7 protein-coding genes are annotated in these 12,897 nt (G+C 38.5%); 6 read left to right on the plus strand and 1 reads right to left on the minus strand.

Going from position 1 to position 12,897, the window contains the following annotated elements:
* The 6 genes from CQ046_RS01260 (at nucleotide 1) to CQ046_RS01285 (ending at nucleotide 9,975) form a co-directional block, all read left to right on the plus strand.
* Nucleotides 1-1,428, plus strand: coding sequence for a glycoside hydrolase family 125 protein (locus tag CQ046_RS01260; RefSeq protein WP_105700513.1), 1,428 nt, complete (start codon nucleotides 1-3; stop codon nucleotides 1,426-1,428).
* Between the two features lie 110 nt (nucleotides 1,429-1,538).
* Nucleotides 1,539-3,689 carry an endo-beta-N-acetylglucosaminidase H gene (locus CQ046_RS01265; protein WP_105700514.1) on the plus strand — a complete coding sequence of 717 codons (2,151 nt, stop codon included), beginning with the start codon at nucleotides 1,539-1,541 and terminating at the stop codon, nucleotides 3,687-3,689.
* 58 nt (nucleotides 3,690-3,747) lie between these two features.
* On the plus strand, nucleotides 3,748-6,156 hold the full coding sequence (locus CQ046_RS01270) for an endo-beta-N-acetylglucosaminidase H (RefSeq protein ID WP_105700515.1): 2,409 nt from the start codon (nucleotides 3,748-3,750) through the stop codon (nucleotides 6,154-6,156).
* 131 nt (nucleotides 6,157-6,287) lie between these two features.
* Nucleotides 6,288-7,154 carry an ROK family protein gene (locus CQ046_RS01275; protein WP_105700516.1) on the plus strand — a complete coding sequence of 289 codons (867 nt, stop codon included), beginning with the start codon at nucleotides 6,288-6,290 and terminating at the stop codon, nucleotides 7,152-7,154.
* Nucleotides 7,155-7,170: 16 nt separating this feature from the next.
* Nucleotides 7,171-9,453, plus strand: coding sequence for a GH92 family glycosyl hydrolase (locus CQ046_RS01280; protein WP_105700517.1), 2,283 nt, complete (start codon nucleotides 7,171-7,173; stop codon nucleotides 9,451-9,453).
* A 24-nt stretch (nucleotides 9,454-9,477) separates the two neighbouring features.
* The gene (locus CQ046_RS01285) at nucleotides 9,478-9,975 is read left to right on the plus strand and encodes a phosphoheptose isomerase (RefSeq protein WP_105700518.1); all 498 of its coding nucleotides are present in this window, start codon (nucleotides 9,478-9,480) and stop codon (nucleotides 9,973-9,975) included.
* Nucleotides 9,976-10,181: 206 nt separating this feature from the next.
* Here CQ046_RS01285 and CQ046_RS01290 read toward each other — a convergent pair whose 3' ends face one another.
* Entirely contained in the window at nucleotides 10,182-12,884 is a 2,703-nt protein-coding gene (locus tag CQ046_RS01290; protein ID WP_105700519.1) for a TonB-dependent receptor domain-containing protein, read from the minus strand.
* Nucleotides 12,885-12,897: the final 13 nt, after the last annotated feature.

The raw sequence follows: 12,897 nt of genomic DNA on the forward strand, positions 1-12,897 counted from the left end.
ATGGAAAGGAGAAATTTTATTAAAACAAGTGCGCTGGCAGGAGCCGGATTGCTGTTTACTCAGAATGTTTTTGCTAAAAATTTAGTACTGGACGATTTTCCTGTTGTCCGTGTTCCTAAAGATAAAAGACATTTTACCAGCGAATCCGTAGAAAGTGCTATTGCAGCCTTTAAAAAGAAAGTAAAAAACAAAGAGCTGAGCTGGCTTTTTGAAAACTGCTTCCCGAATACATTAGATACTACTGTTTACTATACAGAAACCAGCGGAACACCGGATACCTATGTGATCACAGGGGATATTGATGCCATGTGGCTTCGTGACAGTTCCGCACAGGTTTTCCCTTATCTGCAGTTCTCAAAAAAAGATGAAAAACTTCATAAGCTGATCTCAGGAGTAATCCACAAACAGACTACCTTCATCCTGAAAGATCCTTATGCGAATGCTTTCTATAACGATGATCAGAAGATCAGTAAATGGAAAGAATATGATCATACCGATATGAAGCCGGGAACCCATGAAAGAAAATGGGAAATCGACTCGCTTTGCTATCCTATCCGTCTGGCATACCACTTCTGGAAAACAACAGGAGATACAAAACCTTTTGATGCCAACTGGCTGAAAGGAATTAAACTTACCCTGCAGACCTTTACAGAACAGCAGAGAAAACATGATCTTGGACCTTATAAATTCGAGCGTACCACAGCTTGGGCTACAGACGGAGTTCCTATGGGAGGATATGGTTATCCAACGAAACCTGTGGGATTGATCAGCTCTATGTTCCGTCCAAGTGATGATGCTACCATCTACGGATTCCTGATCCCTTCCAACTTATTTGCGGTGGTAAGTTTACGTCAGGCAGCGGAAATGGTTGCTCAGATTAAAAATGAAAAAACATTGGCTCAACAACTGAACAGCCTTGCTGATGAGGTAGAAACAGCCATTAAAAAATACGGAATTTACAATCATCCTGAATTTGGGAAAATATATGCTTTTGAAGTGAATGGCTTCGGAAGTTATAACCTGATGGATGATGCGAACTGTCCAAGTTTGTTAGGATTACCTTATCTGGATGCGGTGAAAGCTGATGACCCTGTGTATTTGAATACAAGAAAATTTGTTTGGTCAGAAAACAACCCATTCTTCTTCAAAGGTAAGCTGGCAGAAGGAATAGGAGGTCCACATATTGGGCTTGACATGATCTGGCCAATGAGTATCATAATGAAGGCACTCACTACCAACGATAAAAGTGAGATCAGATGGTGTATAGATACCTTACAGAAAACGCACGGAGGAACAGGCTTTATGCATGAATCCTTCCATAAAGACGACTCTAAAAAGTTCACCAGAGAATGGTTTGCATGGGCCAATACCCTGTTTGGCGAATTGTTATGGAAAACCTTTAATGAAAACCCTGAGCTACTGACATAGCCAACCTTTTTATATCGCTTATTCATCTGAGATTCCTTCCCGAAAAAGTAGGTGTCAGGGGAATGCTATATAAAATTCACACACCAAAAACACCTTAAAAAAATTATACAATGAAAAAAAAATCCATCTTTACCGCACTGATTGCCATGATGCTTCAGTCTGGTTCTCTGATTAACGCACAACAGCTTAGTCCTACAGGAATATGCTATGTGGAAGTGAATAACAACAACCTCCTGAATGCTGGAGCGTACAAACTGCAGACATCGAACAGTTATCTGTTTAATGTGGTGAATATTTTTGCGGCCAATATTAATTATGATACTAGCCGTGGAAGAGCTTATCTGTATTCCAATAACAACGTAACCAAGGTTCTTACCAATGCAGATACTTACATAAAGCCACTTCAGCAAAAAGGAATGAAAGTAGTTCTGACTATTTTGGGAAATCACCAGGGAGCTGGAATCTGCAATTTTCCTACCCGTGAAGCTGCAAAAGACTTTGCATTACAGTTGGCCAATACAGTGAATACCTATGGTCTTGATGGAATTGATTTTGATGATGAATACTCAGAATATGGAAACAACGGAACAGGGCAGCCCAATGACAGCTCTTTCGTAATGCTTGTTCAGGAGCTCAGAGCATTATTACCGAATAAAATTATTTCATTCTACTATTATGGTCCCGCAGCCTCAAGACTTTCCTGGAACGGAGCCAGAGTAGGAGATAATGTTAACTACAGCTGGAATGCGATGTACGGAACATTTTCTGCTCCTAATGTGCCTCCTCTTACCAAAGCACAAATCTCTCCTGCAGCCGTATGGATGGGAAATACTTCCAATTCTACCACCACCAGCCTGGCTACTCAAACGAAAAATGGCGGTTATGGCGTTTTTATGTGGTATGATTTACATGGAACTAATGAAACGTCACAGCTTTCAGCTGGAACTCAGACATTATACGGAGAGCCAACTGTTTTAAGCGGTACTTTACAATCCTGGACACAAGGAACCAATTGTGATGCCCCTATCGGACTTTACACAAGCAACCTTACAGGAACAAGCGCAAAACTAAACTGGTCAGCAGTAGGAACCAATACTTATGATATTGATTATAAGCCAGCTTCTTCAACAACATGGACAAATGCAGTTTCAGCGACAAGCTCCACTTATGTAACCATCTCCGGATTAACAGCCAATACCGAATATGACTGGAGAATCAGAACCAATTGCAGCGTGAAAAGCGCCTATATGTTTGCCCCAAGATTTACAAGTACTTCAGGAACAACGCCTACTGGTTCTTACGCCCTATCTTTGGATGGAAGTACTGAATCAGGAGCAGCTGGAAGTATGAATCTAAGCGGTTCAGCATTATCTTTTGAAGGATGGATCAAACCTTCGTCATTCAAATCTGCGTCTCCATATATTTCTTCTATCATGGGAACGGAAGTAAGCGACAGCAATTCTGCATTCTTAAGATTAGGAGATGCCGGTCTGGCAAATAATAAACTTCAGTTTGTGGTAAGCATCAATAACGTACAGCAAAAATTGGCGTCTGCAACAGCCTTGAATGCCAATACCTGGTATCACGTAGCAGCTACTTATGATGGATCCAATATGAAAATTTATATCAATGGAGTTCTGGATGCAACTAAAGCACAAACCGGAAGTGTGAATTCAACAGGTGCATTCAACGTAGGATATTTATATAACACATCAAGAAACTTCAATGGTAAAATAGATGAGGTAAGAGTTTGGAAACGTGCATTGAGCCAGACAGAAATCAGTCAGAATATGTGTAATGTATCGGTTCCGGCCACTTCATTGGCCGCTTATTGGAAATTTAACGAAGGAAGTGGTTCTACCGTTCAGGATACTTCAGGAAACGGAGTGACTTTAACACTAACAGGTGTTGATTCTTCTAATTGGGGAACAGATGTGCCATGTACAACAGGAAGCTCAGCATTAGCAAGAACTGCGGGACAAAAGGCGATCAATGTAAGAGAAACAAGCATTAAAAATCAAATAAAGTTATATCCTAATCCGGTAAGTAAATCTTCATCATTGACAGTTTCTGTTCCGGATGAATACAGCAAAGGAAAATTGACGGTTTATGATTTTAATGGAAGAATCTTAGATACAAAATCACTGAACTCAGGAGACAATCAATACGAATTGAGCAGAGTTTCAGCAGGAAATTACATCATCCAGTTTGAATCTCACGATGGAAACTTAAAACAATCCGAAAAACTAATCGTAAAATAATAAAACTCAATCATTGGGCTTCGGCCCAATGATTTTTCTACTACAAAATTGATATACTATGAGAAAAAAATCCTTTTTTATTCCCTTAATGGCCCTGATGCTTCAGTGTGCCCCGTTGCTCAAAGCACAGCAGCTTAATCCTTTGGGAGTCTGCTATGTGGAAGTGAACAACAATAATATGCTGAACGCAGGTTCATATACTCTGCAGAATACGAACAGACAGCTTTTTGATGTTGCCATTATTTTTGCAGCGAATATCAACTATGATGTTTCCAAAAGCCGTGCTTATATCTCAAACAATAACAATGTTACCAAAGTTCTGAATGATGTTAATACCTACGTAAAACCTTTACAGCAAAAAGGAATTAAAGTATTACTCGATCTTTTAGGAAACCACCAGGGAGCCGGAATTTCTAATTTTCCAAATCGTGAAGCAGCTAAAGATTTCGCTTTACAGGTTGCTCATACCGTTTACACCTACGGCTTGGATGGAGTAGATCTTGATGACGAATACGCAGGATACGGAAATAACGGAACAGGACAGCCTAATAACAGCTCTTTTGTCATGCTTTTGCAGGAACTGAAAGCGGCAATGCCAGATAAACTGATTACATTCTACTACTATGGTCCGGCTACAACCAGACAAACATATAATGGAGATTTAGCAGGAAATTATATTAATTATACCTGGAATGCAATGTATAGCACGTACAATGCACCTGTTGTTCCACCTCTTGATAAATCTAAAATTTCTGCCGCTGCAACATGGATTCTTAATTCTAATTCAGGTTCAACTTCAGCGACTACTTTGGCAAGTTTAGCAACCAGTACAAAGAATGATCAATATGGGGTATTTATGTGGTATGATTTGGGTGGAACGGATGTAGCCAGCTATCTGAGCACAGGCTCCAATATCCTTTATAATGAAAATACCCTTTTAAGTGGTCAGCTGTATTCTTGGTCTCAGGGACAGGCTTGTGATCCGCCATTGGGACTTGATGTTTCCAACGTGACAGGAACTTCAGCAAAACTGAACTGGGCTTCGAATGCTTCACAGTCTTATAATATTGATTACAAACCAGCAAATTCAACGGTTTGGACGAATGTAGCCAACAATTATTCAGGAAATAATATTGTCATCAATAACCTCACTCTGAATACAGATTATGACTGGAGAATACAGTCTAATTGCACTCCAACATTAACAAGTACTTATATTTTCGCACCAAGGTTTAACTCCGGAAGTGGCTGCACTACGCCATCAGGATTAACTTCCGGAAGTTTCCTTGGCAATACCACTCAGTTGTCATGGGATGCAGGAAATGCAACTTCATATACACTGCAATACAAAACTGCAGCGGCAACAACCTGGTCTGAAATTCCAAATATTACAACCAACACCTATTCATTGCAAAATCTGACCGCTAATACAAGCTATGTATGGAAAGTACAGGCTTCGTGTGCGGGCGGAACTACAAGTACTTATTCAGCAGAAGGAGCCTTCAACAGCGGTTTCGCACCTGTTACAAGCCCTGGAGCAAGATCCCTTGCCTTCAACGGAAGTACCAATTATCTTAATGCAGGACAATTTAATTTAAGCGGAAATGCAGTGAGCTTTGAAGGATGGGTAAAAGTAAACTCATTTAAATCAGCTTTTCCTTATATCTCATCAGTGATGGGAGTTGAAGTAGGCGATAATAACTCGGCTATGCTTAGATTCGGAGACGGAAACCTGGCGAATAACAAACTTCAGTTTATATTGAGTTTCGGTTCATCACAGGTGAAATTGAATACGAATACAGCATTCAACACTAATACATGGTATCATATAGCAGCCACTTATGATGGTGCAGCCATGAAAATTTATGTCAATGGTAACCTTGATGCTACTTTTGCCGTAACAGGTAACTTTACAGCAAACGGAATTCTTTATCTTGGAAGAAATTATGACAATTCCCGAACAATTAATGGCTTCCTTGATGAATTCAGAGTTTGGAAAAAAGCATTAACACCGCAGGAAATTTTAAATAACAGCTGTAATGTTCCTGCCAACTCCGCAGGTCTTGAAGCGAATTGGAAAATGGATGAAGGAAGTGGTTTAGGTGCTTTGGATGCTACTACAAATACGCATTTTGCAACGCTGGTAAGTATGACAGATTCGAACTGGAGAACAGATGTTGCCTGTGCTTCATCTCTTGCCGTGAAAGATGTTGAATCTGTAAAAGAGAACAGCACAGTCTATCCAAACCCTGTGAAAAGAGGAAATGATATTCATTTTGCCATAAGCGGTAATTCGGCAGTTGAAGTGGCATTATATGATGCTTCAGGAAAATTGTTCAAAAAACAGAATATTAATCAAAATAATAACGCAGTGAATACACAGGATTTAATCAGTGGTACTTATATTTACAAGATTACATCCGCCAACAGTAAAGTATTATCAACCGGTAAAATCATTGTGAAGTAAAATTCAGATAATGAAGTAATTACTGGATTCGATAAAATAAAGTCTGAAATACAAAGCAGACAGACAGGAGCTTACTTCTGTTTGTCTGTTTTTTCAGTCACAGGGATGTCTTGAATTTAAAATAAAAAATAATGCAGAATATAGTAGGAATCGATATTGGAGGGTCACACATCACTTTGGCTCAGGTAGATCCGGAAAAACGTGAAATCATTTCATCAACCTATGTAAGAGAACATGTAGATGCTTTCGAAAAGAAAGAAATTATTTTCAGTGCCTGGGTTTCAGCCATTGAAAAAGTGGCTCATAATCTGGTGAAAGAAGACCTTTTAATCGGTATTGCAATGCCCGGACCTTTCGATTATGAAAATGGAATATCTCTTATGCAGCAGGGTAAATTTATAGATATCTATCAGGTCAATATTAAAGAAGAACTGGCAAAAATACTCGATATTTCTCAGGAGCAGATTCATTTTGTAAATGATGCGGCTGCGTTTATGGAAGGAGAAGTATTCGGAGGATGTGCCCAAGGTTTCAAAAGTGCTTTTGGAGTCACTCTTGGTACAGGATTAGGAACTACTTTTTTTAACGGAGAATTTGCTACTGATGAAGATTTATGGGATTCTTCTTTCAGAGATTCTATCAGTGAAGATTATCTGGCAACACGCTGGTTTGTGAATCGTTACAAAGAACTGACAGGGGATGAAATTTCAGGAACCAAAGATTTGCTGGATAAACCCAAAGAAATACAAACCCAAATGTTTGATGAATATGCAGACACTTTCTCAGAATTTATTGTGAAATACGTAGCTCATTACAAACCGAAAGTTTTAGTTATAGGAGGAAATATTGCCAAAGCATATCCTTATTTTGAACAACAATTTATTAAGAATTTAACAAAGAATAATATTAACTTGCAGGTGAAGATCTCTGCGATATTTGAAGATGCAGCCATTCTTGGAGCTGCCAGTTATGCATTAAAAAAAGCGTATATAAATTAACAAACGAAAAGATACAATGAAGTTTATATTTTCTACTTGCTTACTTTTATTACAGGCCTGGGCGTTAGGTCAGAACGTATCTCCCGTAGACTATGTGAATCCTTTAATGGGAACCCAATCCAAGCCTTCATTATCCAATGGAAATACTTATCCGGCTGTCGGACTTCCATGGGGAATGAATATCTGGACGCCACAAACCGGTAAAATGGGCGACGGATGGGCATATACCTACGATGCAGATAAAATAAAAGGATTTAAACAAACCCATCAGCCCTCTCCATGGATGAACGATTATGGTGCTTTTGCCATCATGCCGGGAGTAGGAAAAGTGAAATTTAAAGAAGACGAAAGAGCAAGCTGGTTCAGTCATAAAGCTGAGGTTACTACACCTTATTTTTATAGTGTTTATCTGGCAGATATCAATGTTACTACAGAATTTACTCCTACGGAAAGAGCTTCTTATTTTAAATTCGATTTTCCAAAAACAGACAGTGCTTATGTAGTGGTTGATGCTTTGAATAAAGGTTCTTACATCAAAATTTTACCAAAAGAAAGAAAAATTCTGGGATATACAACGAAATATTCTACCGGGAAATATGAGAACTTTAAAAACTACTTTGTCATTCAGTTTGATAAAGATTTTGAACTGACAAAAACCTGGAAAGACGGTAAACTGATCAATGATCAATTAGAAATAACCAGCGATCATACAGGTGCTGTAGTAGGGTTTAAGCTTAAAAATAAAGAAACGGTGTATGCAAAAGTAGCCTCTTCATTCATCAGTTTTGAACAGGCAGAACTGAATCTTAAAAGAGAAATCGGAAACAGAAATTTTGAACAAGTAAAAACCGATGCTAAAAATATCTGGAACAAAACATTAGGAAAAATAGATGTAAAAGGAGGAACAGATCAGCAGATGAGAACTTTTTATTCTTCTTTATACAGAACGTTATTCTTCCCGCAGAAATTATATGAAATTGATGCTCAGAACAAAATAAAACACTGGAGTCCTTACAACGGGAAAATTGTTGACGGAAGAATGTTTGCCGGAACTGGCTTTTGGGATACTTTCCGTGCTCTATATCCTTTCCTGAATCTTGTGTATCCAAGTATCAATGTAGAAATGCAGGAAGGATTGGCCAATGCTTATAAAGAAGGAGGCTTCTTACCAGAGTGGAGCAGCCCGGGATATTCTGATATCATGATTGGAAATAATTCCGCATCTGTAGTAGCAGACGCTTACATCAAAGGACTTCGAGGATATGACACGGAAGCACTGTGGCAGGCTGTAAAACACGGAGCGAATAATGCAGGTCCTATAGAAGCGGTAGGCCGTGCAGGAGTTGAATATTACAACACGTTAGGCTATGTACCTTACGATGTGAAAATCAATGAAAATGCAGCAAGAACATTAGAGTATGCTTATGATGACTTTTCAATTTATCAGCTAGGAAAAGCACTTGGGAAACCTGCTTCAGAGATTGATATCTATAAGAAAAGAGCTTATAATTACAAAAATGTATTTGATAAGGAAACTGGTTTAATGCGTGGTAAAAATAAAGACGGTAACTTCCAGAAACCTTTCAATCCTTTCAAATGGGGAGATGCTTTCACAGAAGGAAACAGCTGGCATTACACATGGTCTGTTTTCCAGGACATTGACGGTCTGGCAGAATTAATGGGTGGAAAAAAGAAATTTGAAGCCAAATTAGATGAGGTATTCTCATTACCTCCGGTTTTTGATGACAGTTATTACGGAGGCGTGATCCACGAGATCAGAGAAATGCAGATCATGAATATGGGACAGTATGCCCACGGAAACCAGCCTATTCAGCATATGATTTATCTGTATAATTATGCAGGAGCACCTTATAAAACCCAATATTGGGCAAGACAGGTGATGAACAAATTGTATCATGCCACTCCGGACGGATATTGCGGTGATGAAGATAACGGACAGACTTCTGCCTGGTATATTTTCTCAGCTCTAGGTTTTTATCCGGTGACGCCAGCAACAGATCAGTATGTACTGGGAGCACCATTGTTTAAAGAAGCAACAATCCATTTAGAAAATGGTAAGAAAATTGAAATAAAAGCTCCGGAAAATACTGCTGAAAATCTATATGTAAAATCATTAAATGTAAACAAGCAGCCCTATTCCAAAAACTGGCTCAGCCATCAAGAACTGATGAAAGGGGCTGTTTTAGATTTTAAGATGGATAACAAGCCCAATAAAGAAAGAGGTTCACAGGAAAAAGATTTTCCATATTCAATGTCAAAAGAAGAATCAAATAAATAATTTTTAAATTAAAAATATAGCTGTATGAGTACAGAAAAAAAAGAAATATTCGAGAGAGTAGAGAGCATGCTGCAGACACAAGGTTTTAACATTGCAGCTAAAGATGATACAAGACCATGGGGAGGATTTTTTGTGATTGATGAAACACAGGCACAGGATTTTGCTAACCAATATTTCGATGGGATTGATGTAGACAACCTTAGAATAGGAGGGATGCTAAGCCCGAAAATTCTTATCGTTGCTCCGGAAGCAAGACTAAGCTGGCAGTATCACCACAGAAGAGCCGAGATCTGGCAGGTAGTGGAAGGAACGGTAGGAATCAAAAGAAGCAATACTGATGAAGAAGGGGAATTGGGAGAATATGGACCAAAAGATCAGGTGAAGCTTCAGCAGGGAGAAAGACATAGATTAATTGGCCTGGCAGGCTGGGGAATCGTAGCCGAAATCTGGCAGCATACCGATGCATCCAATCCATCAGACGAAGATGATATCGTAAGAGTACAGGATGACTTTGGAAGATAAATAAAAAAATCCGCTTCATTGAAGCGGATTTTTTTATTTGTAAGGAAGCTTGAGGCTGGAAGAAGGATGTTTCTGGAGGTTACTGGAACCTCTGAATATCATAATTAAGCTAATTTTTATTTAAAATTTTTATGACAGAGGTTTGTCCCCAATAAGAAATTCACCGACTAATGATACTCCAGGCATCATTCTTCCAGCTTCCCGCCTTAAAACGTCACATCCAGTCCCACATAGAAGTTAGCCTTCATAATAGGAGCATATACCATTCCTCCGTCAAAATAATTTCCGAAAGGATTTTTAAAATCTACAATCGCATTTTTCTGATAGTAAGAAGTAAGGTTTTCACCTCCTACATAAGCTCTGATCTTTTTATTGAAATTTCTTGAGACTTGAGCATTAAGAACAGCATACGATTCCGAATACGTTGGCAGTTGAAACTCTGCCGGATTCGTTGACGTATCAGGAAGTCTTTGCTTTCCAACCCAGTTTAAAGTTGTATCAAAACTCCAGAATCCGCCTTTATCTGTTTTATTGGTTGAATAAGCCAAGTTCACAAACCCTCTGTGTTTAGCCATAAAAGGGACTTCTCTTCTTCCACCGATATAATCCGCCTGTACATCATAATACTTATAAGCAAGTCTTACTTCAAGGTTTTTTATAGGCATAAAATCCCATTGGGTCTGGAATGAATTCGCAAACGATTTTCCATCAAGATTATAAAATGTCAGCTGTTGAGGAGATTTATCCAAATCTACCAATACCTGATCCTGGAAATCTGTTCTGAAAAAGTCTGCAACAATACTCGATTTTCTTCCGAATAGCTTAAATTCCTGTTGTAAACTTGCTCCATAATTCCATGCAATTTCAGGTCTTAATCCATAAATATTTCCTCCGTTTGGTAAGATACTAATAGCTCTGTTGGAAGCAAAATACTGCTGGCTTTCCGCAAAAACATTCGCTGTTCTGAATCCTCTTCCCGCAGAAAGTCTCAAAATAGTCTGAGGCGTGAAATCATACTTGAAATTAAGTCTCGGTGTAAACTGAGTTCCTGCCAGATTGTGGAAATCTACTCTGGAACCCGCTACTAAAGTATATTTTAAACCTGTTAAAGTATATTCAGCAAAAATTCCCGGTACAATTTCATTCCTTCTTATATCATCCAGCAAATACGTTTCTTTATAACCGTCATATAAGAAACTTGCTCCAGCCTTATACTTATGGTTGGTATTTCCGATAATACTTTCAAAGATTAAATTGGAATAATACGTATGCTGCTGCCCTGCATAATTTCTCAATCCAAAGAAACTGTCCTGTTGGTGGTAAACATATTGGTTCATCCATCCGATACTCTGATAAGGTTTTCCTTTAAAAACATATCCTGTCTTATTCCAAACCTGAAATCTTGAAATGTCTATTCCTACCCCATAAAAAGGTTGTTTATCCTGACCCAGTTTTTTATCAAAACCAATCTGTCCGGCAGTTCTCTCATCTCGGATAAAATTAATTCCAAAGTGAGACCCGAATCCTGATTTTTCAAGATCGTTATAATTCAACAAATAAGCAGCATTAATTTGAGTTCCTTTCGGTCTGTCCAGAAAACCGTCATGGTTCATGTCTGTGTTTCCAAACGTTCCGTTTCCGTGAAGAAGGAAAGTCTGTGACCATTTATCGTTGATAGGAGAAACATTGGTAATATTTATTTCTGCTCTTCCATTGAAGTCAGAAAAAAGGTTCAGTGATGTTTCAGGAGTCTTTGCATTCTTCAGAAGCTCAGTATTAATCTGCCCTGTGATGCTTTCATAGCCGTTCGTTACCGTACTTCCTCCTTTGGTAAGCTGAATACTTTCAATCCATCTTCCCGGAATAAAGTTTAATCCGTATGCGGAAGCCAATCCTCTGATTTCAGGTAATTGTTCCTTCGTTAAGCTGGTATATTTCTGATCTAGACCAAGCATTTTCAATTGTTTTGTTCCTGTAACCGCGTTACTAAAAGAAACATCTACTGTTGCATTGGTTTCGAAACTTTCAGACAGATTACAACAAGCAGCTTTTAAAAGCTCTTTTTTATCAATATTGAAAACAAGTCCGGCTTCTTTCTTGCTTAAAGCGGTTGCAGCTTTAGAACCCGTTACCACAACTCCATCTATGCTTTTTTCATGCTGAGAGTGATCTTCTTTAGTTGCAGAGTCATTGTCTTTCTGACCTTCATGTTTTGTCTCTTCTTCATAATGTACTTTTGGATTGGGTTCACCAAAAGTAAAGTCTATGTCATACAGGCAGCATCCAGGAAGTCCATTGTAAACTGCATCTGAAGCCTTATATTTTTCATTATCATGACCAGCATCAGCAATTGCTTTTAAAATTTTGTCTGATGAGGTTTTTGAAGGGTCAAAATTTAAAGTAACCGTTTGTTTCTCCGCATTCCATTCTGCAGTATCAGCACCGGCATCTTTTGATGCTTTTTCAATTCTTGCTTTACATGAAGCACAGTTTCCTCTTACGTAGAATTCATTTTCTTTTTTAGCAGAAGTAGGAGCGCTTACATGATGCTCATGATTGGTTTCTGCTTGTGAAGTCTTTGCATCTCTGTCGTAATGACAGCATCCCGGAAGTCCTTCATACGTTGTATCAGTTGCTTTGAACTTCTCATTATCATGACCTGCTTCTGCTACTTTTTTCAAAATATCATCGGGAGAAACCTTATCTGTTTCTAGAGTTAATGTTTGAAGATCAATGGAATAAACTGCTGTTTTTGCGCCAGCTTTTTTCGCGGCACTTTCAATTCTTGTTTTGCACATTTCACAGTTCCCTTTTACCTTGAACTGGTTTTTTGAAAGTGTCTGAGCAGATATAAATTGTGTAAATAGGAATAATGCACCAAGTATCAACCTGGAAATATATAATTTCATTTTGTTTAAAAGT

Source organism: Chryseobacterium sp. MYb7, from assembly GCF_002979455.1.
Lineage (GTDB): Bacteria > Bacteroidota > Bacteroidia > Flavobacteriales > Weeksellaceae > Chryseobacterium.

Excerpts from the sequence above, each read along its gene's own strand:
- CQ046_RS01260 (WP_105700513.1), top strand. The coding sequence starts at position 1 with ATGGAAAGGAGAAATTTTATTAAAACAAGTGCGCTGGCAGGAGCCGGA.
- CQ046_RS01265 (WP_105700514.1), top strand. The coding sequence starts at position 1,539 with ATGAAAAAAAAATCCATCTTTACCGCACTGATTGCCATGATGCTTCAG.
- CQ046_RS01270 (WP_105700515.1), top strand. The coding sequence starts at position 3,748 with ATGAGAAAAAAATCCTTTTTTATTCCCTTAATGGCCCTGATGCTTCAG.
- CQ046_RS01275 (WP_105700516.1), top strand. The coding sequence starts at position 6,288 with ATGCAGAATATAGTAGGAATCGATATTGGAGGGTCACACATCACTTTG.
- CQ046_RS01280 (WP_105700517.1), top strand. The coding sequence starts at position 7,171 with ATGAAGTTTATATTTTCTACTTGCTTACTTTTATTACAGGCCTGGGCG.
- CQ046_RS01285 (WP_105700518.1), top strand. The coding sequence starts at position 9,478 with ATGAGTACAGAAAAAAAAGAAATATTCGAGAGAGTAGAGAGCATGCTG.
- CQ046_RS01290 (WP_105700519.1), bottom strand. The coding sequence starts at position 12,884 with ATGAAATTATATATTTCCAGGTTGATACTTGGTGCATTATTCCTATTT.